The organism is Aquimarina algiphila (assembly GCF_007489275.1).
In the GTDB taxonomy this organism is placed as follows: domain Bacteria; phylum Bacteroidota; class Bacteroidia; order Flavobacteriales; family Flavobacteriaceae; genus Aquimarina; species Aquimarina algiphila.
The window spans coordinates 1-22,401 of sequence record NZ_VLNR01000050.1 but is presented as its reverse complement, the minus strand read 5'-3'; the positions used below and the strand labels follow the sequence as shown (position 1 = coordinate 22,401).

At 33.1% G+C, this 22,401-nt stretch carries 20 protein-coding genes; 11 read left to right on the top strand and 9 right to left on the bottom strand.

Annotated features, from left to right (window positions below; all coding sequences use genetic code 11):
- Window positions 1-184 precede the first annotated feature (184 nt).
- Window positions 185-1,660, top strand: coding sequence for an IMP dehydrogenase (gene guaB / locus FOF46_RS20665; protein WP_109438065.1), 1,476 nt, complete (start codon window positions 185-187; stop codon window positions 1,658-1,660).
- Between the two features lie 81 nt (window positions 1,661-1,741).
- On the opposite strand, the gene FOF46_RS20660 is transcribed toward guaB, so the two are convergent.
- From FOF46_RS20660 to FOF46_RS20645, 4 genes are all read right to left on the bottom strand, one after another.
- On the bottom strand, window positions 1,742-2,260 hold the full coding sequence (locus FOF46_RS20660) for an OmpH/Skp family outer membrane protein (protein ID WP_109438066.1): 519 nt from the start codon (window positions 2,258-2,260) through the stop codon (window positions 1,742-1,744).
- Between the two features lie 88 nt (window positions 2,261-2,348).
- Window positions 2,349-2,588 (bottom strand): hypothetical protein, encoded by a 240-nt coding sequence (locus tag FOF46_RS20655; protein WP_109438067.1) that lies wholly within the window; start codon window positions 2,586-2,588, stop codon window positions 2,349-2,351.
- A gap of 29 nt (window positions 2,589-2,617) precedes the next feature.
- A complete protein-coding gene (locus FOF46_RS20650) occupies window positions 2,618-3,046 on the bottom strand; it encodes a GNAT family N-acetyltransferase (RefSeq protein WP_143917753.1) in 429 nt (142 codons plus the stop codon).
- A gap of 21 nt (window positions 3,047-3,067) precedes the next feature.
- Window positions 3,068-3,520 (bottom strand): SRPBCC family protein, encoded by a 453-nt coding sequence (locus FOF46_RS20645; protein WP_143917752.1) that lies wholly within the window; start codon window positions 3,518-3,520, stop codon window positions 3,068-3,070.
- A 168-nt stretch (window positions 3,521-3,688) separates the two neighbouring features.
- Between FOF46_RS20645 and FOF46_RS20640 the strand changes: the two genes are divergently transcribed.
- From FOF46_RS20640 to FOF46_RS20610, 7 genes are all read left to right on the top strand, one after another.
- Window positions 3,689-5,644: a peptidylprolyl isomerase gene (locus FOF46_RS20640; protein ID WP_143917751.1), complete on the top strand. Its 1,956-nt coding sequence runs from the start codon at window positions 3,689-3,691 to the stop codon at window positions 5,642-5,644.
- 104 nt (window positions 5,645-5,748) lie between these two features.
- Window positions 5,749-6,597 (top strand): peptidyl-prolyl cis-trans isomerase, encoded by an 849-nt coding sequence (locus FOF46_RS20635; RefSeq protein WP_143917750.1) that lies wholly within the window; start codon window positions 5,749-5,751, stop codon window positions 6,595-6,597.
- Window positions 6,590-8,068, top strand: coding sequence for a peptidylprolyl isomerase (locus FOF46_RS20630; RefSeq protein WP_244299688.1), 1,479 nt, complete (start codon window positions 6,590-6,592; stop codon window positions 8,066-8,068). Before FOF46_RS20635 ends, FOF46_RS20630 begins: the two co-directional genes overlap by 8 nt.
- Before the next feature lies 1 nt (window position 8,069).
- A complete protein-coding gene (locus FOF46_RS20625) occupies window positions 8,070-9,026 on the top strand; it encodes an AAA family ATPase (protein ID WP_109438073.1) in 957 nt (318 codons plus the stop codon).
- Between the two features lie 187 nt (window positions 9,027-9,213).
- Window positions 9,214-9,645: a hypothetical protein gene (locus FOF46_RS20620; RefSeq protein WP_143917748.1), complete on the top strand. Its 432-nt coding sequence runs from the start codon at window positions 9,214-9,216 to the stop codon at window positions 9,643-9,645.
- 628 nt (window positions 9,646-10,273) lie between these two features.
- Window positions 10,274-13,051 (top strand): bifunctional aconitate hydratase 2/2-methylisocitrate dehydratase, encoded by a 2,778-nt coding sequence (locus tag FOF46_RS20615; protein ID WP_143917747.1) that lies wholly within the window; start codon window positions 10,274-10,276, stop codon window positions 13,049-13,051.
- A gap of 204 nt (window positions 13,052-13,255) precedes the next feature.
- Window positions 13,256-15,523, top strand: coding sequence for an aconitate hydratase (locus FOF46_RS20610; protein WP_143917746.1), 2,268 nt, complete (start codon window positions 13,256-13,258; stop codon window positions 15,521-15,523).
- Between the two features lie 131 nt (window positions 15,524-15,654).
- On the opposite strand, the gene FOF46_RS20605 is transcribed toward FOF46_RS20610, so the two are convergent.
- Window positions 15,655-15,837: a hypothetical protein gene (locus tag FOF46_RS20605; RefSeq protein WP_143917745.1), complete on the bottom strand. Its 183-nt coding sequence runs from the start codon at window positions 15,835-15,837 to the stop codon at window positions 15,655-15,657.
- 213 nt (window positions 15,838-16,050) lie between these two features.
- Here FOF46_RS20605 and FOF46_RS20600 point away from each other — a divergent pair, with 213 nt between their 5' ends.
- The 3 genes from FOF46_RS20600 to FOF46_RS20590 all read left to right on the top strand — a co-directional run bounded on the left by FOF46_RS20600 (window position 16,051) and on the right by FOF46_RS20590 (window position 19,037).
- Window positions 16,051-16,719, top strand: a complete 669-nt coding sequence (locus tag FOF46_RS20600; RefSeq protein WP_109438078.1) for a Crp/Fnr family transcriptional regulator — start codon at window positions 16,051-16,053, stop codon at window positions 16,717-16,719.
- Between the two features lie 72 nt (window positions 16,720-16,791).
- The gene (locus tag FOF46_RS20595) at window positions 16,792-18,210 is read left to right on the top strand and encodes a hypothetical protein (RefSeq protein WP_143917744.1); all 1,419 of its coding nucleotides are present in this window, start codon (window positions 16,792-16,794) and stop codon (window positions 18,208-18,210) included.
- A gap of 266 nt (window positions 18,211-18,476) precedes the next feature.
- Window positions 18,477-19,037 (top strand): TlpA family protein disulfide reductase, encoded by a 561-nt coding sequence (locus FOF46_RS20590; protein WP_143917743.1) that lies wholly within the window; start codon window positions 18,477-18,479, stop codon window positions 19,035-19,037.
- Between the two features lie 415 nt (window positions 19,038-19,452).
- Here the strand turns inward: FOF46_RS20590 and FOF46_RS20585 are convergent, their stop codons facing one another.
- From FOF46_RS20585 to FOF46_RS20570, 4 genes are all read right to left on the bottom strand, one after another.
- Window positions 19,453-20,277: a DNA adenine methylase gene (locus FOF46_RS20585; RefSeq protein WP_244299686.1), complete on the bottom strand. Its 825-nt coding sequence runs from the start codon at window positions 20,275-20,277 to the stop codon at window positions 19,453-19,455.
- 251 nt (window positions 20,278-20,528) lie between these two features.
- Window positions 20,529-21,434 (bottom strand): tail fiber protein, encoded by a 906-nt coding sequence (locus FOF46_RS20580; RefSeq protein ID WP_143917742.1) that lies wholly within the window; start codon window positions 21,432-21,434, stop codon window positions 20,529-20,531.
- Window positions 21,422-21,922, bottom strand: a complete 501-nt coding sequence (locus FOF46_RS20575; protein WP_143917741.1) for a hypothetical protein — start codon at window positions 21,920-21,922, stop codon at window positions 21,422-21,424. The genes FOF46_RS20580 and FOF46_RS20575 overlap by 13 nt, the downstream gene beginning before the upstream one ends.
- The gene (locus FOF46_RS20570; protein ID WP_143917740.1) at window positions 21,912-22,289 is read right to left on the bottom strand and encodes a hypothetical protein; all 378 of its coding nucleotides are present in this window, start codon (window positions 22,287-22,289) and stop codon (window positions 21,912-21,914) included. The genes FOF46_RS20575 and FOF46_RS20570 overlap by 11 nt, the downstream gene beginning before the upstream one ends.
- Between the last annotated feature and the right edge of the window lie 112 nt (window positions 22,290-22,401).

Genomic DNA, 22,401 nt, shown 5'->3' with positions numbered 1-22,401 from the left:
TAATAAATGATTAACAAATGTTACGAACTTCGAAAAGAATACGTTTTGCATTCTAATCGAATGTATAATTTGATGATTATGATACATTCTTTTTTTTAAAATTATAAAGATGAAAATAAAATTGTATCCTCCTAGTATTCTTTAAAAAAGACGTATATTTGCACGCAATTAAATTTTAATTGCGATGACAGCACACGAATCCAAAATCGTTGGAGAAGGTTTAACCTATGACGACGTTCTTTTAGTTCCGGCATTCTCTGAAGTTCTTCCTAGAGAAGTAAGTATCAGGACTAAATTCACAAAAAATATAATACTTAATGTTCCAATCGTTTCTGCAGCGATGGATACTGTTACAGAGAGTCGTATGGCTATTGCTATGGCTCAGGAAGGAGGTATTGGTGTATTGCATAAAAATATGACAATCGAGGAGCAGGCAATTAAAGTTCGTAAGGTAAAACGAGCAGAGAGCGGGATGATCATAGATCCAGTAACGCTACCAAGAGATGCAAAAGTAATTGATGCCAAGAATAATATGCGCGAGCATAGTATTGGAGGAATCCCGATTATAGATGGTAATAATAAGTTGATTGGTATTGTTACGAATAGGGATCTTCGTTTCGAAAAGAATGATCAACGCCCAATATCTGAAGTGATGACCAGTGAAAACCTAGTTACTGTTGCAGAAGGTACATCACTTCAACAAGCAGAAGTTATTCTACAAAACAATAAAATTGAAAAATTACCAGTAGTAGATAAAGAGAATACTTTAGTAGGTCTGATCACATTTAGAGATATTACCAAACTAACACTTAAACCAATGGCAAATAAGGACGAATTTGGACGTCTGCGTGTTGCTGCAGCTATTGGTGTTACAGGAGATGCTGTTGAACGTGCAGAAGCCTTGGTTAAATCTGGTGTGGATGCTGTAGTCATTGATACTGCTCATGGTCATACTAAAGGAGTAGTAACCGTATTAAAGCAGGTAAAAGAAAAGTTTCCAAAATTAGAAGTTATAGTAGGTAATATTGCTACTGCTGAGGCGGCAAAATATTTGGTAGAAGCAGGGGCTGATGCGGTTAAAGTTGGAATAGGGCCGGGGTCTATTTGTACAACTAGAGTAGTAGCTGGTGTAGGATTTCCACAGTTCTCCGCGGTTCTAGAAGTGGCTAATGCAATAAAAGGATCAGGTGTTCCTGTAATCGCTGATGGAGGAATTAGATACACAGGAGATATCCCTAAGGCTATTGCCGCTGGTGCTGATACTGTAATGCTAGGTTCTCTCTTAGCAGGTACTAAAGAATCTCCTGGAGAAACTGTTATTTATGAAGGAAGAAAATACAAGACGTATCGTGGTATGGGCTCTGTAGAAGCTATGAAGAAAGGATCTAAAGATAGATATTTTCAAGATGTTGAAGATGATATTAAAAAATTAGTTCCGGAAGGAATTGTAGGACAAGTGCCATATAAAGGGGATCTTATTGAAAGTATCCATCAGTTTATAGGCGGATTACGAGCGGGTATGGGGTATTGTGGAGCAAAAGATATTGCAACATTACAAGATAAAGGACGTTTTGTTAAAATTACAGCAAGTGGTATTCATGAAAGTCATCCTCATGATGTTACAATAACTAAAGAAGCTCCTAATTATAGTAGACGATAAAATTTTAGGTATACGTTACTTTAAAGTATAAAAAAAACGCATCAATTATTGATGCGTTTTTTTATAAATAAAATCCTGAGATTATTTTTTTGCTTCTTCTATTTTGATTCCCAATTTTGTCATTACCTTTTTAGTAAGATCATAATTAGAGTCTATATATGCTAAGCCACTACTTGTAATAGTAAATACTTGAGTATATTTTTCTGCTTTAGCAATTTCTTCTAGAGCTTTTCCTATTTTCTCATATAAAGGCTGTAATAATCTATTTTGTTCTAATTGAACAAGTTTAGCCCCATTTTGACGAATTTTTGCGATATCATTTTCTAAGGTAATAATCTCGTCTTGTTTTGTTTTTTTCATTGGCTCTGTAAAAGAAGCAACTTTTTCCTGATAATCTTTTACTTTGGCTTGATACTCATCAATCTTAAGTTTTAACTCTGCTTCTATTTTGCCATTATATGCTTTTAAATCCTCTTGAACTTTTGTAAGTTCCGGCATTTGAGAAAGAATATATTCTGAGTCTATTGTTCCGGTCTTAGCCTGGGCGTTGATTTGAAAACTAGCAACCAAAACTAAGATTAATGTTATTACTTTTTTCATCTTATTTTTTATTTTCTGATTTTAAAATTCTTGCAAATATATAAGGTCTTAGACAATATACGTGCCATGAATTATATTTTTTAAAAATCTATTCTTCATATAGTTGTCCGCGGTGAGGTTTTAATGCATCTCGAACAGTTTTCATCTCAGAATCTGTTACTACCATATATGCTATACTATGCATGTCATTAAGTTCTTGACAACCTGTTATGTTGAGAGATATCTTTTCTAAAGAAATATATTCTTTAAGATGAATTTCATGATGTTGCGCAGTCTTACTTGCAGTAGATCCCCTAAAATCCCAAATTAATTTCAGTTTTCGTTCCATAATGTGTTCTTAGTTTTTTAACTATAGTCCTATGTTAGCTTTAAATTGTAGAGCTTGCTATTTCGTTGTTTAAATCCTAATTTCAAATATAAACGTATAGCTGCTTTTTTTTCATTTTCTGTAAATAGATAAATTTCAGTAAGTCCTTTTTCTTTTCCAGTACTGATTAATTTTTGAATTAACTTTTCACCGATTCCCTGACCTCTGTAATCCAAATCTACAACCACATCTTCAATCCAACCTTTATGTCCAGAAATTACTTTGTAAGAGCATAATGAAGCAATTCCGACTATTTTTTTATTTAGTGTATAGCAAGCAAAAATTAGAGAGTCGTTTGTTTCTGATAGTAGGTCTTTTATTGGGATTTGTACTTTATTAGGGCTTAACTGTCTAAATAACTTTTGGATATCTTCTAAGATATAAGAGTTTATAGTTTTTTTACTTAAAATTTCAATCAATCTTTATCAATTTTAGAATTACTAATTGTTGAGTACACTTTTTCCTTCTTCAGCAAAAGATTTAAAATCCTGCATATACGAATATGACTGTTTCTTAAAAGCACTTGGCATGATAAATCCCATAAACTTCATAAAACCACTAAATTTGAATTCATTTTTTGAAGTCCATTTTGTATTTCCATTAGAAAGTTCTTCAAAATAATTTTCTTGAATATTATATACATTTTTAGCATCAAATGTAAGGTGAAGCGCCTCAGGAAGATCAAGAAAGGTAATTGTTTCAATCATTTCTATTTCTCGTTTACCCATTTTGTACGTTAATTTTGAAATAGCTCCCGTTTTTCCTTTTTGACCGCTAAGATGTTCCATGCCTATAAAACCTTTTTGCCAATATTTTAGGTTTTCTTCATTGTCAAATTTTTCAATCACCTGATTTCTAGGTAATTTGATCTCTATGTCTAGTGTATATTCCATTGTGTGATTTATTGTTTGTTAGTTGTGTAATTTGAATACAATATACGTAGATCATAAAAATTTTAAAAGCTAATACTACAGCAGTATTTATGTCGTTAGAAAAGAAGCTTGTAAAACGTCTTAATATTATTATTTTTGTCCGATTGAGGACTTCATTATACACAAATCATGCGCAAAAAGTCATTATTGTTTTTTTTAGGAGGTGTTTTTTTAACATTAACTTATGCTCAGGAACCCAAAGATGTATTATTTACTATAGATAATTCTCCGGTTTATATTTCCGAATTTAAAAAGGTATATCTAAAAAATATAGATCTTGTTAAGGACGATTCGCAAAAAAATGTAGATGAATATTTAGATCTTTTTATAAACTATAAACTAAAACTCAAGGAAGCAAAGAAACTTGGTTTAGATAAGAAAGAGAGTTATTTAAAGGAATTAGATGGGTATAGAAAGCAATTAGCAAAGGGATACCTTACAGACACCAAAACGTCTGATGCGTTGATAAAAGAGGCATATGATCGATCATTGGAACGAATACATGCAAGCCATATATTGATCACTGTGAAACCAAATGCATTAGAAAAAGATACGATAGCAGCTTATGAAAAAATAATTGAAGCCAGAAATAAGATTATTAATGGAGATTCATTTGATGCTGTAGCCAAAGCCTATAGCCAGGATCCATCTGCCATCAAAAATGGTGGAGATTTGGGATGGTTTTCTGCTTTTAGAATGGTATACCCATTTGAAGATGCAGCATTTAAAACTAAGGTCGGTGAAGTTTCTGAACCATTTAGGACACAATTTGGATATCATATTGTAAAAGTTAATGGTAGAGAGAAAAAAAGGGAAGAAGTCACAGTGGCACATATAATGGTTGCTATTAATGGAAATAGAACAGCAGAAGAAGCGAAGAGTAGAGTTCAGGAAATCAATCAGCAACTTCAACAAGGAATTTCTTTTGCTTCTTTGGCAAAACAGTATAGTGATGATCCCAGTACAGCTATTAATGGGGGTAAAATTCGACGTTTCGGACAAGGAGCATTAAATTCTGAGAAATTTGAAAAAACAGCATTTAGTTTAACAGAAAAAAATGAAATTTCTGAGCCAATACAAACAAAATATGGTTGGCATATTATTCAGTTAATAGAGAAACATCCTCCAAAAACTTTTGAAGAACAAAAAGAAGAGCTTACCAAAAAAGTGAAGAGAGATAGCAGATCTAAACTCGTTACCGCATCATTTATTAATTCACTAAAAGAAAAGTATGCCATCAACAGAAATGAAGAGGCTGTTTCGTATTTCAAAAAAATTGTTCCTGATACTTTTCTTACTACAGAATGGAATATTCCTGAGGATAAGAATCTAGAGAAGCAATTTTTTAGGATAAAGGAAAAAGGATTTTCATACATGGATTTTGCAAAATTCTTACAGAATAATCAGGGCAGGGTAGCTGGTTACCAAGATGTTTCTGTTTTTCTAGAAGAAATGTACGATCGATTTGAATCTTCTTCGTTACTAGAATATTATGAGAATCATCTTGAAGAAGATAATCCAGATTTTGCAAGTGTCATTGGAGAATATCGTGACGGACTTTTACTTTTTGATCTTATGGAATCTAAAATATGGAATGTATCTAAGACTGATTCTGTTGGGCTTAAGAAATTTTACGAGATTCAAAAAGATAAGTATACACAGAATGAAACGTATAAGGTAGTCAAGGCTTCTTCTTCAAAACCAGAAGTTATAACTAAAGTAGAGAAGTTGTTAAAAGCTCAAAAATCAATAGAAGAAATCAAAAAAGAAATCAATAAGGATGATATTGTTCTAGTGATTTTTTCTGAAGAGGAATTCATAAAAGGTGAGGATACATTCCCTAAAGATTTGTCTCCAGAAAAAGGGAAAATAATGATTACAGAAGGAGAGAGTTTTGTGACTTTGATTATGATAAAAGAAATCTTACCTTCAAGAATCAAAACATTTGAAGAAATCAAAGGCGAAGTTATTAATGATTTTCAAGAAAATGTAGAAGAACTATGGCTTAATCAATTGAGAACAAAATACTCGGTAAAAGTCAATAAGAAAATATTAAAAAGGGCTAAAAAAGAATTATCTATATAAATAAAGTAAATATAATAGCCTCTAAATATTTACTTCAAACCGAAATTATTATTGGTTTTACAATTTTTGGGATTGTTTTTGGATAAATAAAAAGATTAAGACTTGTGAAATATTATAACTTAATACTATTGTTATTAATAGTTGTTTCTTGCCAGAATTTTAAAAATCAAATTAAAAAAGAAGCAATAGCCAGAGTAAATGAGACCTATTTGTATAAAGAGGACATCAAAACACTAGTGCCCAAAAACACTTCTGAAGCAGACAGTGTAAATATTGTCAATAATTACATCAATACCTGGGCAACTCGTCAATTATTTATTGATAAGGCTAAACTAAACCTTACTGAAGAAGAATTAAAAGAATTTGATGATTTAGTAGAAAGTTACAAAAGCACTTTATATATCAATGCGTATAAGAATGCTGTTATTAATAAAGCGATCAATATGGATATAACAAATCAGGATTTGGAGACGTATTATGATCAAAATTTGAAAAATTTTAATCTCAATGAGGAGTTAGTAAAATTACGTTACTTACATTTGCCACCTGATTATGGAAATATTGTTGCAACGCAACGACAATTAAATCGTTTTAATGAAGAGGATGTAGAGGAATTAGGAGGAAAAAAAAATGAATACCTATCCTATTCTTTAAATGATTCTGTCTGGATAAAGCTAGAACAGGTGTTTAGTAAAATACCAGTTTTAAGAAAACAGGAGAAGACAAAATTTCTGAAAGAAGGAAAATATATACAACTTAGAGATTCTACTGGGGTATATATGGTAAAAATAAAAGATGTTTTAAAACATAATGAAATAGCTCCATTAGAGTATATAAAACCTACAATACGGCAAATTATCCTGAATAGGAGAAAGCTGGAACTGATTAAAAAAATAGAAAAAGATATTACAAGAGATGCAGTTGAGAACAAACAATTTGAAGTCTATGATTAAAACTACCGCGCTTTGCGTTATGTTCATTATTGGTGTAGGAGTAGAACTTTATTCCCAAGAGATTATTGAAGAAGTATCTCAGGATACCATAGTGAAACAAGATACCATCGCAGGCCAGAGCGCTGCTATTGTTAATGATAGTATTAACCCAAAGATCGATACTGTAAAACCATCTTTCCAAAGAGTAAAAATAGATGGTGTAGCGGCAGTGATTGGAGAAAATGTGATTCTGGATAGTGATGTTGATATAGCTTACAGACAATTACTTAGTGAAGGAGTTTCGTCCTCGGATGTAAGCCGTTGTGAGCTTGCCGGAAGTTTGTTTGAAACAAAATTATATGCGCATCATGCCGTTCAGGATAGTATAGTAGTAAAAGATGCCGAAGTTAATTCTATGGTTGATCAACAGTTAAACTATATGACGAATGAGTTGGGGACTGTAGAAAAAGTATTAAGATTTTATAAAAAAGATAACTTAGAAGATTTTAAGAAAGAACTTTTTGAAATCAACAAATCAAATAGGTTATCAGAGCAGATGAGAGCTAAGATTATTGAAGATATTGAAATCACACCAGAAGAAATTAGAGAATTCTTTGATGATATTCCAGAAGAAGAAAGACCGCTTTTTGGAACCGAACTCGAGCTAGCTCAAATTGTTATAGAACCAGAAATTCCTCAAGAGGAAGAACAAAAGGTGATCGATAGGTTAAATCAGTTTAGAGAAGATATTGTTGAGAATGGGAGCAGTTTTGCAACCAAAGCGGTACTGTATTCTCAAGATCCGGGATCTAAATCTACAGGTGGTAAATATACATTAGATCGCCAGACAAACTTTGCAAAAGAATTTAAAGATGTTGCTTTTAGCTTACAAGAAGAAGAAGTAAGCGAACCTTTTAAAACAGATTTTGGATGGCATATTGTAAAAGTAGATAAAATAAGAGGAGAAGAAATAGATGTAAGACATATACTTCTTGTTCCTGATGTAACAAGAGCAAGTGTAGACGAAGCTAAAAGATTAATAGATTCTCTTCGTACAAGTATCGTTTCTGGTTCTATTGAATTTAAGGAAGCTGCTAGAAAATTCAGTGATGAAAAAGAGACTAGAGAAGACGGTGGACAACTACTTAATCCAACTACAGGAGATACTCATTTTGAACTTACCAAAATTGACCCTATATTGTACGATCAAGTATCCAAATTAAAAACGAATGACATCTCTTTGGTTATTCCAGATCAGGATCGTCAAGGTAGAAAAAAGTTTAAATTGATTACAGTACTTAACCGATATGATGAACATATAGCAGATTATGCTAATGATTATCGAAAAATACAAGAATTAGCGTTGAGGAAAAAACAAATTGACGCTATTCGTAAATGGCAGAGTGAAAAAATCATGGATACCTATATAAAAGTAAACGGTGAGTACAGAGACTGCGAGTATAGTGGTAACTGGTTAAAAAACGAAAAATAATATGTCAGACGACGTAGCAGCTATTGAAACCTTAGTAAAAAAACATTCAGAACTTAAAAAAGAAATTTCCAAAGTAATTATTGGGCAGGAGAAGGTTATCGATCAGATACTTCTTTCAGTTTTTTCTGGGGGGCATGCATTACTTATCGGTGTGCCTGGTTTGGCTAAAACACTCATGGTAAATACAATTTCACAAGCTCTGGGATTAGATTTTAAAAGAATTCAATTTACGCCGGATTTAATGCCTAGTGATATATTAGGTAGTGAGATTTTAGATGAAACAAGGCATTTTAAATTTATTAAAGGTCCTATTTTTTCTAACATTATTCTTGCAGACGAGATAAACCGTACTCCTCCTAAAACTCAAGCTGCACTATTAGAGGCTATGCAAGAAAGAGCTGTAACCGTTGCAGGACATCATTATAAACTTGATTTACCCTATTTTGTTTTGGCAACACAGAACCCTATAGAACAAGAAGGGACATATCCTTTGCCAGAAGCACAATTGGATAGATTTATGTTTGCAATAGAATTAAAATATCCAAGTTTTCAGGAAGAAGTAGATGTAGTAAAGAGTACCACAGGAGATAAAACTAATACTGTTAATTCGTTATTTAAAGCACAGGAAATTATTGATTTTCAACATCTGATTCGTAGAATACCTGTTGCAGATAATGTAATCGAATATGCAGTAGGTATGGTTGGTAAAACAAGACCTAATGGAGAAACAGCTACAGAATTAGTGAAAAATTATATTGATTGGGGAGCAGGGCCAAGAGCATCTCAAAACCTTATTCTTGCTGCCAAGGCTAATGCTGCGGTAAAAGGTAAATTTTCTCCTGATATAGAAGATGTGCAAGCAGTTGCTATGGGAATTCTTCGCCATAGAATTATAAAGAATTATAAAGCTGAAGCTGAAAATGTAACTGTAGAAGATGTGATTAGTAGCTTATTCTAAAAAACTACTATAATTATTATCTTAATATAAGAAACTTATAAAGTTTTTGCTCTTGTACGAATAAAATTTACAGACTCTTCACTAATTACTATTGTGTCGATCAAAATTAAACCTTCTTTATTTTTGAAAGTCTAATGTATAGAACGTTCAAAAGAAATGTATTGTTTAATAAAAAGATAATAATAGAATGAAAAATTATGTAATATATGCTTTGGTGTTTTCGGTATTTATTGGAGTTTCATCAATCTCTGCACAATCAAATGAAGAACATGTAAAGCGTAAAGAATTAAGAAAAGAGTTTCATCAAAGTCTCTCAGAAAATCAAAAGGCTCAATTAGAAATCAAAAAGAAATTACGAAAGGAGCATAAAAATACTATGAAAGCTACCTTTACCGAAGAACAACTTGCGATTGTTAAAAATCGTGAGATTTCTAGAAAAGAGAGAAAAAAAACCTTGGACTCTACCTTAAGTGCCGAACAAAAAGAATTGTCCAAAAATCATAAAGAGATGATGAAAATAGAGGATGAAAAATTTAAAGCAACACTTTCAGAAACTCAATTGGTACAATATGAAGAATTAAGGAAAAGAAAAGGTAAAAAAAGAAGAGGACGTAAATAAGGATAATTAATATTTGTAGATAAAAATGAAGTTGTAATATGACTTCATTTTTTATATATAGACAATTTTGCTATTATTTTAATTAATTTTTAAGAGTTAACTATAACGTTTTCGTAAATCGATTTAATGAGCAAGTATTTTCTTTTATAAAATTTTATTGATTCTGTAGTATTCATAAATTTAATTTGTGAATTTCGATAAATGACCCCCCTATTTTTTTTAAAAACGTAAAAAGATAGGATTAGAACTATTCATTTAAGAAAATCCTTTAAAATTCGTATTTTCGCAGGACTTTTCAATACTTAAAAATAATAAGATATGGCATTCGATATCAATATGATAAAAATGGTATATGCCTGAATTGTAGAAGAAGTATGTATTACTTGTAAAGTCTTACATATCTGTTATTATATGTTGAAAAAGTTTTATGTTCACACCTTTTGAAAACTAAAACAATTAAAATATATACAAGCTGTAAGGATGATGTAGATTTATCTACTGATTTTATAATTTGTCATGAGACAACTATACAAATTGAATTGTTGTAATTTCAAGAGGCAAGAAAAGGAAATTTATGTGCTATCTAAATAATCACATTTGACATTCGAAGAATTCTATTTTATACTATATGAACACTTATAAGGATTACATCAGGGAGATCGAAGAAAGAAAATCTCAGGGATTACACCCTAAGCCAATTGATGGAGCTGAGTTATTAAGCGAAATTATTTCGCAAATCAAAGATAAGAATAACGAACATCGAGAAGATTCCCTTAGTTTTTTTATTTATAATACTTTACCTGGGACGACAAGTGCCGCTAGTGTAAAAGCTAAATTTTTAAAAGAAATTATTCTTGGTGAATCTGTTGTTGAAGAGATTACGCCTGCTTTTGCATTTGAGCAATTATCACATATGAAAGGTGGTCCTTCAGTAGAAGTATTATTAGATTTGACTTTGGGGAATGATGAGGCTGTTTCTCAAGAAGCAGCTAAAGTTTTAAAAACGCAAGTTTTTCTTTATGAGGCAGATACAGAACGTTTGAAACTGGCTTATGATGCAGGAAGTGTTGTTGCTAAAGATATTATTGAAAGCTATGCTCAAGCAGAATTTTTTACTAAATTACCAGAGATTGATGAAGAAATAGAGGTTGTTACCTATATCGCGGGAGTAGGTGATATTTCTACAGATTTATTATCTCCGGGAGCAGATGCACATTCAAGATCAGATCGTGAATTACATGGTCAGTGTATGTTTGAGCACAATAAAGATATGCAAAATGAATTGTTAGCGCTAAAAGAGCAACACCCTGATAAACGTGTAATGTTAATTGCAGAAAAAGGAACCATGGGAGTGGGATCTTCACGAATGTCAGGTGTAAACAATGTAGCATTATGGACAGGTATTTCATCTAGCCCATATGTTCCATTTATTAATATAGCGCCAGTAATAGCTGGTACAAATGGTATTGCACCAATTTTCTTAACAACAGTTGGGGTAACAGGTGGTATTGGTATTGATTTAAAAAACTGGGTGAAGCAAAAAGATGCTGATGGAAACACGGTCGTTGATGAAAATGGAGAACCAGTATTAAAGCAAACATATTCCGTTGATACAGGTACAGTACTTACCATAAATACGAAGACAAAGAAATTGTATAACGGAGATAAAGAATTAAAAGATATTTCAACAGCGTTGACTCCTCAAAAAATGGAGTTTATCAAGGCAGGAGGTTCTTATGCCGTCGTTTTTGGTAAAAAATTACAAACGTTTGCCGCTAAAACTTTAGGAATTGATGTTCCTCAAGTATATGCTGAATCAAAAGAAATCTCTATAGAAGGACAAGGGTTAACTGCTGTTGAAAAAATATTCAATAAAAATGCAGTAGGAACTACTCCAGGTAAAACATTACATGCTGGTTCTAACGTTAGAGTTGAAGTAAACATTGTAGGTTCTCAAGACACTACTGGTTTAATGACTTCTCAAGAATTAGAGATGATGGCTGCTACAGTAATCTCTCCAATTGTAGATGCAGGGTATCAATCAGGATGTCATACAGCTTCAGTTTGGGATGATAAGTCTAAAGCTAATATTCCAAGATTAATGAAGTTTATGAATGACTTCGGATTAGTTACTGCGCGTCATCCTGAAGGGAAATATCATGCAATGACTGATGTAATTCATAAAGTATTAAATGATATAGCAGTTGATGATTGGGATGTAATCATTGGTGGAGATTCGCATACACGTATGGCAAAAGGTGTTGCCTTTGGAGCGGATTCTGGAACAGTTGCTTTAGCATTAGCTACAGGTGAGGCTACGATGCCAATTCCACAATCTGTAAAAGTAACTTTTAAAGGCAATATGAAAAGTTACATGGATTTCCGTGATGTTGTTCATGCTACTCAGGAACAGATGTTAAATCAGTTTGAAGGTGAAAATGTTTTCCAAGGAAAAATTATAGAAGTGCATATTGGTACATTAACTTCTGATCAAGCATTTACATTTACAGATTGGACTGCCGAAATGAAAGCAAAAGCATCTATCTGTATTTCTGAGGATGATACTTTAATAGAGTCATTAGAAATCTCTAGAGATCGTATTCAGATTATGATTGATAAAGGGATGGATAATCCGAAGCTGGATCTTAAAGGGTTAGTTGATAAAGCAAACAACCGTATCACTGAAATTAAAACAGGAACTAAACCGGCATTAAAACCAGATGCAGACGCTAAATATTATGCTGAAGTTGTCATTGATCTAGATAAGATTGTGGAACCAATGATAGCTGATCCAGATGTGAATAATGAAGATGTATCTAAGCGTTATACGCATGATAATATTCAACCATTATCTTTCTATGGAGGAACAAAGAAGGTAGATTTAGGTTTCGTAGGATCTTGTATGATCCATAAAGGAGATATGAAAATTTTAGCTCAAATGTTAAAAAACATTGAAGCTCAACAGGGTGAAGTTAACTTTAATGCTCCCTTAGTTGTAGCGCCTCCAACATACAATATTGTGGATGAGTTAAAAGCAGAAGGCGATTGGGATGTTTTAGTTAAATATTCAGGTTTTGAGTTCGATGATAGTGCACCAAAAGGGTTGGCACGTACAAAGTATGAGAATATGTTATACTTAGAACGTCCTGGATGTAACCTGTGTATGGGTAACCAAGAAAAAGCAGAACCAGGGGATACGGTGATGGCTACTTCTACACGTTTATTTCAAGGAAGAGTTGTTAGAGATGCTGATGATAAAAAAGGAGAATCTCTGTTATCTTCTACGCCAGTTGTGGTTTTATCTGCTATTTTAGGCAGAACGCCTACTATGGAAGAGTATGAAGCTGCTGTTGATGGAATTATATTAACTAAATTTAAACCCTCACAAAAACAATTAGTAGTTTAGTAATTAAGTTACTTTTTTAAAAATAAAAATAAAGCCTGAGTGAAAACTTGGGCTTCTTCTATTTATAAATCATGTTTCTTTTGTGATAAGTGTACTATCAATTTTTTGCTTATTTATAATCGATATAATCAATAGCATTCTGGGTGTTTTCAATTTGTTTTTTTGTTAAATTCGTAGAGATAACATAAATAAAATAATTGTCCTATGGCATTCGATATCGAAATGATAAAAAAGGTCTACAATCAAACAGCTGATCATGTAAATGCGGCACGTGAGGTTACTGGTAAGCCTTTAACATTAGCAGAGAAAATTTTATATGCCCACCTTTGGGATGGTAAAGTAGAAACCGCATTTGTAAGAGGTAAAGATTATGTTGATTTTGCCCCCGATCGTATTGCTTGTCAGGATGCTACAGCTCAGATGGCGTTGCTTCAATTTATGCAAGCGGGTAAAAACAAAGTTGCAGTTCCAACAACCGTACATTGTGATCATTTAATTCAAGCTAAAGTAGGAGCTGATAAAGATTTGCAATCTGCATTAAACACGAGTAGTGAAGTATTTAATTTCTTAGAGTCTGTATCAAATAAATATGGAATTGGATTTTGGAAACCTGGTGCAGGTATTATTCATCAGGTAGTGTTGGAGAATTATGCATTTCCAGGAGGTATGATGATAGGAACTGATTCTCATACTGTAAATGCAGGAGGTCTAGGTATGGTTGCTATTGGAGTTGGTGGAGCAGATGCGGTAGATGTAATGGCTGGAATGCCTTGGGAATTAAAGTTCCCTAAGTTAATAGGTGTAAAATTAACTGGTAAGTTATCAGGTTGGACAGCACCAAAAGATGTGATATTAAAAGTAGCTGAAATTCTTACTGTAAAAGGAGGAACAGGAGCTATTGTAGAGTATTTTGGTCCTGGAGCCATTGCAATGTCATGTACAGGTAAAGGTACAATTTGTAATATGGGTGCCGAGATTGGAGCTACTACATCAACATTTGGTTATGATGAATCTATGGAGCGTTATTTGAGAGCTACAGATCGTAGTGATATCGCTGATGCAGCTAATGATGTAAAGGAACACCTTACTGGTGATGCCGAAGTATATGCAAATCCAGAACAATATTTTGATCAGGTAATTGAAATTAACTTATCTGAATTAGGCCCATTATTAAATGGACCTTTTACTCCTGATTTATCTACAGAAGTTGGTGATACAATGACCGAAAAAGCAAAAGCTAATGATTGGCCATTAAAAGTAGAATGGGGATTAATAGGTTCTTGTACAAACTCTTCTTATGAAGATTTGTCTAGAGCGTCTTCTATTGCTCAGCAGGCAATTGATAAAGGCTTGAAAATGAAGTCAGAATTAGGAATTAACCCTGGTTCTGAACAAGTACGTTTTACCGCAGAGCGAGATGGGTTGTTAGATATTTTTGAAAAATTAGATGCCAAGATTTTTACTAATGCTTGTGGACCTTGTATCGGGCAATGGGCTAGGTATAGTGATCCTAAAAATGCACCTAAGAATAGTATTGTCCACTCTTTTAATAGAAATTTTGCAAAACGAGCAGATGGTAATCCAAATACACATGCTTTTGTTGCATCTCCAGAGTTAACTGCGGCAATAGCCGTTGCAGGACGCTTGGACTTTAATCCGTTAACAGATAAATTAATTAATGAAGATGGACAAGAGGTGATGTTTGATGAGCCTACTGGATGGGAGTTACCTCCAAAAGGTTTTGAAGTAGAAGATGCTGGATATATAGCTCCAGAAGAAGATGGGGCAGGTGTTGAAGTTTCTGTAGATCCAAACTCAGAACGTTTAGAATTATTAACTCCTTTTGAGCCTTGGGATGGTAAAAACATAACAGGAGCTAAACTGTTAATTAAAGCATTTGGTAAGTGTACAACAGATCATATCTCTATGGCAGGTCCTTGGTTACGTTACCGTGGTCATTTAGATAATATATCGAACAACTGTTTAATTGGAGCTGTAAATGCATACAATAAAAAGACCAATTTTGTAAAAAGTCAGTTAAACGGTGAATATGATGGTGTACCTAATGTGCAAAGAACATATAAAGCTGCAGGAGTACCTACTGTAGTTGTAGGAGATCATAATTATGGAGAAGGATCATCACGTGAGCATGCCGCTATGGAACCTCGTCACCTTGGTGTACGTGCAGTAATTGTGAAATCATTCGCACGTATTCATGAAACAAACCTTAAAAAACAAGGAATGTTAGGTTTAACGTTTGCAAATGAGGCAGATTACGATTTGATCTTAGAAGATGATACTTTTAACTTTACAGATTTAGATCAATTTGCTCCTGGTAAACAATTAACATTAGAAGTTGTCCATGCTGATGGTTCTAGTGATACTATTATGCTTAATCATACATATAATGATTCGCAAATAGATTGGTTTAGAGAGGGATCTGCGTTGAACTTAATTAAGAAACAAAATTAATAAGAGATAAATAAATTATTAAATAAAAAAACTCCTAAAATTTAAATTTTAGGAGTTTTTATTTTAAGCTATCATATATTTCTAAGTTATTCTGAATAAGAAATAATGTAGTGCTTCAAAATGGTGATTAATTAAATAGGAAAGCATTCTACGCTAACCATAACGCAAAATTTGTATTCTGGAGGAAGTGCTTCATATTCACTGCAAGAAACTACTATAGGTCCTGTATAACCACTGCAAGGTCCGCCTCCGTTAATTTTCCTTTGTTGAGCTCTGTTTAAGCTTTTTCCAAAATTTAAAAGTTTTTTTTTCATATTGTTTTTGTGTAATACTCCCCGAACTTAAATAAAACACTCAGGGAATGTGTCTTTACACTAAAATAATGCTTTTTCTAAAGGAAATTATTAGAGTAATGTTAATATGATATAGTTTATAAAACTTTAAATAAAGTTGTGTAAATAATAATGTAAGGACGCTAAGCGTTTTACGACTTAAGTGTATAACTAACATCTTAAAACATAATCATCATGGGTGCTGTCTGGTTTTTCGAGGATGCAAACCTCTTCAAAGTATTATGTCCTCATAAATTTAAAAGGTATAAAAAAGACCACGATTTTGACGCTTATCGAAAGAATGACTATATCTATTTTGAGGAAGATTCTGCTAATAAAGTATATCTTATCGAAAAAGGAAAAGTTAAGATAGGATATTATGCAGAAGATGGTTGCGAAGTCGTAAAAGCAATCTTAACTAAGGGAGAGATTTTTGGAGAAAAAGCTATTTTAGGAGAAAATATAAGAACAGAATTTGCTCAATCTGTGGATAATACAACTTCTATTTGTCCTATTGGAGTAGAAACCATGCACGGGCTTATGAGAGATAATCAATCTTTTAGTCTTAGAATTTATAAATTTATTGGTATGCGTTTTAAACGTTTAGAAAGAAGATTGCAATTACTTCTTTTTAAAGATACTAAAACAAGATTGTTAGAATTCTTAAACGAACTTAAAGAGGATTATGGACATTGCTGTCCTGATACAGGAGATATGGTAATAGAACATCCTTACACTCAAAAAGATATCGCAAACTTGATAGGAACATCAAGACCTACCTTAAATATCATTCTAAACGAATTAAAAGAATCTAATATTATCGATTTTAATAGAAAAGAAATTCGATTAAAAATTGTTGCCTAATGTTAGATGGCTAACATTTTAAAAGTATAGTTGTTAATATTTTTATGGTCTAATAATCATAAAAACAAAGCAATGTTAAAAAAACTAATTATAGGGGTGTTAGCTGTAGGTTTTATAGCTGTCTCTTGTAGTGATGACGATGACAATACAATAGTGGTCAACGCGGGAACTATCTCAGGAGGTCCTTTCTCCTTTGATGTTGATGGAGAACCTGATCTTGTAACAGGTATATCTTTAGATGATACAAATGTTTCAGGATCTAATAGTACTTGGGTAATTACAGATGATGCAGGAACTATTCTAGGATTACCACCAAATATAACAGCGGTAGAAGGAGTAAATTTTGATGACGCAGGTACAGGAACTTGTTTTATTTGGTATTTACGTTATGAAGATGGATTGGACGGATTAGAAGCTATGAGTAATACTAGTGATCTAAACGGAACTTTTGATTTTTCGAATTCTATTGAAGTAGTTCGTAATCAGGTAACGAATGCAGGAAGAATCTCGGGAGGTCCATTCGAATTTAATGTGGATGGAGAGGCAGATATGGTAAGTGGTATCGAATTAGATGATTCTAATGTTTTTGGAGCTAACGGTACTTGGGTGATTACCGATGATATGGGTACAATTCTTGGGTTACCACCAACACTAGCAGATGTAGAAGGTGTGAATTTTGATGGAGCAGGAGCAGGAGTTTGTTTCATTTGGTATTTACGTTATGAAGATGGTTTACAAGGATTAGCGGCTATGAATAACACCAGTGATCTAAATGGAACATTTGATTTTTCAAATTCTATTGAAGTAGTACGTAACCAGGTAACAAATGCTGGGACTCTATCAGGAGGACCTTATACTTTTTGTGTTGATGGTACGCCAGATATGGTAAGCGGTATTATGTTAGATGATACTAATGCATTTGGAGCTAATAGCACTTGGGTGATTACTGATGATATGGGTAACATTCTCGGATTACCACCAACATTGGCAGATGTAGAAAATGTAAATTTTGATGATGCAGGTGGAGGTACATGTTTTATCTGGTATTTACGTTATGAAGATGGTTTGCAAGGATTAGCAGCTATGAATAATACTAGCGACCTTGTTGGTACATTTGACTTTTCTAACTCTGTTGAAGTGGTGCGTAATAAGCCTGATGGAGGAACAATTACTGGAGGTCCTTTTACCATTACAGTAGATGGTACACCTGATATGGTAAGCGGTATTGCATTAGATAATACTAATGTTTCTGGTAAAAACGGAACATGGGTAATTACTGATGATACTGGTGTAATTCTTGGGTTACCATCAACAATAGCAGATGTAGAAAATGTAGATTTTAATGCAGCAGGAGTGGGAACTTGTTTTATCTGGTATTTACGTTATGAAGATGGATTACAAGGGTTAACAGCAATGAGTAATACTAGTGGTCTTGATGGATGTTACGATTTTTCAAATTCTATTGAAGTTACTCGTAATCCTGTCCCTTAAAAAAATACACAAACAATCGGTTATACAATTGGACTTAATGATTTAACCTTTTTTATAAAGGTATAAAATAACAGTTCGTTGTTTATTTGTTAGTTTTTAAAGCGCAATCTAAGATTGCGCTTTATTAGTTTTACAATTGAGTTAAATATAAAGTATGTGGATACTATAACTTATTAAGATCTCTGGGGTATCATAATTTTGTTTGTGTAATTTTGTAAGTTGCAGTGTTTTTTAAGACGAAACATGTATTGAATAATTTTTGGAATATGAAATTTAATAAAAAGAACATTTCTAACATCGTTTTTGCTATCGTATTGGTATTGTTTTTTATCCCAAATACTAGAGGGATGATGCAGATATTTCTAACTAGAATTTTCTCCTTTAGTCCAGGAATTGTTGAAGTAGATAAACGAACACAAGTTGCTTCTTATAATTGGAAATTACATGGTGTAAATACAACGTCGATTAATTTTGATACAGCCAAAGATAAAGTTGTTTTAATAAATTATTGGGCTACATGGTGTCCACCATGCATTGCTGAAATGCCTTCTTTGCAAAAACTCTATAACGATTATAAGGATAAGGTTGTGTTTTTATTTGTTACTACAGATGACGACCCCGAGCTTCATAAGTTTATGAATAATAAAAATTATGATTTCCCTGTGTATAGATCTTTATCAGAACTACCAAAACCATTTGTAAATAATCCTATTCCTCAGACCTATATTATTAGTAAAAAGGGAGATATAGTTATAGATAAAACAAATGCTGCAAATTGGAATTCATCCAAAGTAAGAGAAACAATAGATAGACTATTGTTAGAATAAGTATAAGTAATCCTATCCCATTAATCAATTTCTTTTTTATTCGATAAAAGAAGATTTCGTGTTTTTTAAAGTAATGTTTGCCCTTTTATATTGAACCTAGAAAATTCTTGAGGCTCTTTCTTTAGATTAGCTAATTTCAAAAAAAGGATATTTTTCATACCATTTTCGGGGGTGTAAAATTCACTGAAAATGGGGAGGAGGTAAAAAGACGAGGTCTACTATATTTGTTTCAGTATTAAATTTTTTAATAAATAATAATAATTAAACCCGTTGTGCATTTAGTTAATATTTATAATCGGCAAAACCAAAAGTGCAAAAAAAATCGCTAATGCACGCAACTTTTTTGATAGATTATTTTGATGAAAAAACCACTCATATAGAGTGGTTTTTAAATATCATTTAAACACTATTTAAATCATGTTGTCGTGGTAGTCCATTTAAAGAGCATTATATCGGTATAACTTGATTGATGATTGATATTCGTCTTACGTTCTACAATGGTTGCTTCATAAAATGGATTTACGCCTCCTGTATTGGTTTCAATCCACTCACAAAGCTCTACAATACTACTTTTGTTTGAAGTGAAGTAAAAATACTTTTGCCCTATAAGCACTCTCAAAACATCTAAGTAATCCTTTAACCTCCAATAGTTTTTATATGTTGTACAGTCTGTAGATAAATAAGGAGGGTCAACCAAAAACACTACATGCTCATGGTTTTTATACATTTCAAATAATTGTTTGTAATCTATGCTTACTATTTCTAATCCATCCAGATAATCATCCGCTAGGGTAATATCTGACTTACGCACTCTATTATAGAAACTTTCCTTTTTTAAAGCTTCAATACTATTCGCATAGTTCTGACTGAATAGCACATTTGAGGAAATGGTAATATAATCTATATATCCCTTCTCTTGTGCAATACGATCGATAATCTGTGTTTTAATATCATTATCAATCCTTGATTTATTAGCTATCCCTTCAACTAATACTCGTATGTCAGCCAAAAGTTCATTTGTTTTGGGTATTGCCTGTAATCGCTCTCTAAAATTGTCGTAATCATTATAAACTACTGTTGCTTCAGGATGTATGTCTTTAGCTGTTCTACTTAATAAACCACTACCTCCAAACAAATCAACATATAAGGCCGGAGCCCTTTGTTTTGAAAGTTCTTCTTTAAATTGCTTGATAAAATTTTGTTTTTGCCCTTGAAACGGCAACGGTGCCGTTGTGTACATCTTTGTCATTTTTTGTTTACATTTTCCCATTATTATTCCTTTTGTTTTCCTCTGTTTTTTTACTTAATATCAATTCATTTTTTTGTCTACTTTTTTAATTAATATCCCTATTTTTGTTACATCTCACCACAAACCAAACACACCAAGGAACCAGAAGACTTTAGTCCTCCAGTCGCTTGGTGCGCTTGGTTTAAAAAGTGGTGAGATATTTTTTAAAACTGGAGGACTTTTTTACCATCCCCTTAAGTAAGCTATAATCCTTTAAACATTATAAAAGCCAATCCATAATATGGTGGTCTATTCTCATGAGCAGCATTACCACCTTTTGAGTTAGTTGTAAAAGCATGGTTGTGATTGCCTGCATAACTCATATTTAAAGTGTGTGAGTGACTTCCTGCAACTGTTCCTGATTGTCTAGCTCTGTTACGTCCTTCTATTCTAAAATGCACCCCTGATCCTCCATTTACACCATTTTCATTTGGTACAGAATGGCTGTGACTACCTCCGGAGTAGGTTGATCCTGTATGCCTGTGATTTCCAGCATTATTAGTATTCCCTGTATGATTATGAGATGGCATTTGGCTTTGAGTCAATGTTACCTGATCAGCCCCACCTTTCGCACCAACATTATAAGAACTTCCTGCGCCCACTATAAACCTATTTCTTAAGTCAGGAGTACCATTTGCACCATCGCAAAGCGCCCATCCTTTTGGAATACTAGCAACTGAACCACTCCACATCATTATAGAGCCTATTGGCATGGATAACCCTGTAAGTGGTGTAAAGCTTTTTAATAAATCAAAATTAAAGGACTCTATGCCATCAGTTCCGCATTTTGCATATCGTTTAACGTATGCTCGTTTCAGGTCTAAATTACCGTCATTATCGTTGTCCTGGTTATAGGCCACTTCTTGTACATCCTCATATATACTTACCGTCTCATTGAACGTCCCTCCTGAAAACGGAAGGTATTCACCATTATATACAATGGTACCATCGGTAATATTATCACCGACTACCTGGACACCTTCTAAAATAAAGGTTTCACCTCCTAATGCTGTTAATGCACTTATAGCCTTTCCATAAGCTTCTTGTAAAAAATTAAAAGTGGTAGTTGTCACGGGAAACCCTCCACTATATAGTTCTACTCTGTCCATGTTATACTATATGTTTTTGATGCTAGTTTATATTCATTAATTAATCCTTTCATATCACTTAAAATCCCCTCTAAAGCTATAGTGGAAGATGGTTTTAAATCGATAGGCACATTTACTATAAAATCGTCCTGTCCTCCAATTAAATCTTCATCGCTGTATATGTATTCTGTACCGATATAAACAGGTAACTCCTCTTCAGGAGTATATACATATAAAGCTTTCAAAAACACCCCATTTTCAATATAAATACGTCTTAATTCGTTATCAAAGGCATCGTTCAACACTTTTTGCAAATAGCATACCTGTGAATTATGACTTAACTTATAATTTACCTGTTTACGATACTTTAAAAAGTCAACATGAAGTACCTTTACAGGGGTTATCAATACTTCTAACCAAGCAAAACGTTTAGGTTGTCTTAAAAAAGTCGGTAATAACCAAACGATAAGTTTGTTATAGTCTATGATGTATATTTTATCAAAGTTCACGGGGCAGGTAGTTTATTTGAGTAGTATCCAAATCCAAACGCATATACCCGGCTCTGGCGATGTAAGTTTCATCTATAACCTGATAATCAAAACTTCCATATTTGGAATATGCCTGGCGTAACTTAGGAATTTTCACCCCTTCTACATTTTGCAGATAATCGATAAGCTTGGTAAGTATCAATTCCCCGTTAAATTCAAGGGTGTATAAAAACTCATTTATTGCTGTTATGACCGGGGTATTATCGGTACCATCTTTACGGCTTCCATCTTGCCATAACAGTTGTGGGTCGTACCAGATTTCCAATACCAGTTTCAGGTTATCATGAGGTAAAGAAATGTATTGTATATAGGTGGAAATTCTTGCCAAACTGACCCACCTATTCCTATTATATTGACCCAGTAAATCCTATTTAAACTGACCCACCTATTCTTGTTTAAATTGACCCACCCCCAAAAGTGTGTGTATTAAATAACTTGTA

Excerpts from the sequence above, each read along its gene's own strand:
- guaB (WP_109438065.1), top strand. The coding sequence starts at position 185 with ATGACAGCACACGAATCCAAAATCGTTGGAGAAGGTTTAACCTATGAC.
- FOF46_RS20660 (WP_109438066.1), bottom strand. The coding sequence starts at position 2,260 with ATGAAAAAAGTAATAACATTAATCTTAGTTTTGGTTGCTAGTTTTCAA.
- FOF46_RS20655 (WP_109438067.1), bottom strand. The coding sequence starts at position 2,588 with ATGGAACGAAAACTGAAATTAATTTGGGATTTTAGGGGATCTACTGCA.
- FOF46_RS20645 (WP_143917752.1), bottom strand. The coding sequence starts at position 3,520 with ATGGAATATACACTAGACATAGAGATCAAATTACCTAGAAATCAGGTG.
- FOF46_RS20640 (WP_143917751.1), top strand. The coding sequence starts at position 3,689 with ATGCGCAAAAAGTCATTATTGTTTTTTTTAGGAGGTGTTTTTTTAACA.
- FOF46_RS20630 (WP_244299688.1), top strand. The coding sequence starts at position 6,590 with ATGATTAAAACTACCGCGCTTTGCGTTATGTTCATTATTGGTGTAGGA.
- FOF46_RS20625 (WP_109438073.1), top strand. The coding sequence starts at position 8,070 with ATGTCAGACGACGTAGCAGCTATTGAAACCTTAGTAAAAAAACATTCA.
- FOF46_RS20620 (WP_143917748.1), top strand. The coding sequence starts at position 9,214 with ATGAAAAATTATGTAATATATGCTTTGGTGTTTTCGGTATTTATTGGA.
- FOF46_RS20615 (WP_143917747.1), top strand. The coding sequence starts at position 10,274 with ATGAACACTTATAAGGATTACATCAGGGAGATCGAAGAAAGAAAATCT.
- FOF46_RS20610 (WP_143917746.1), top strand. The coding sequence starts at position 13,256 with ATGGCATTCGATATCGAAATGATAAAAAAGGTCTACAATCAAACAGCT.
- FOF46_RS20605 (WP_143917745.1), bottom strand. The coding sequence starts at position 15,837 with ATGAAAAAAAAACTTTTAAATTTTGGAAAAAGCTTAAACAGAGCTCAA.
- FOF46_RS20600 (WP_109438078.1), top strand. The coding sequence starts at position 16,051 with ATGGGTGCTGTCTGGTTTTTCGAGGATGCAAACCTCTTCAAAGTATTA.
- FOF46_RS20595 (WP_143917744.1), top strand. The coding sequence starts at position 16,792 with ATGTTAAAAAAACTAATTATAGGGGTGTTAGCTGTAGGTTTTATAGCT.
- FOF46_RS20590 (WP_143917743.1), top strand. The coding sequence starts at position 18,477 with ATGAAATTTAATAAAAAGAACATTTCTAACATCGTTTTTGCTATCGTA.
- FOF46_RS20585 (WP_244299686.1), bottom strand. The coding sequence starts at position 20,277 with ATGTACACAACGGCACCGTTGCCGTTTCAAGGGCAAAAACAAAATTTT.
- FOF46_RS20580 (WP_143917742.1), bottom strand. The coding sequence starts at position 21,434 with ATGGACAGAGTAGAACTATATAGTGGAGGGTTTCCCGTGACAACTACC.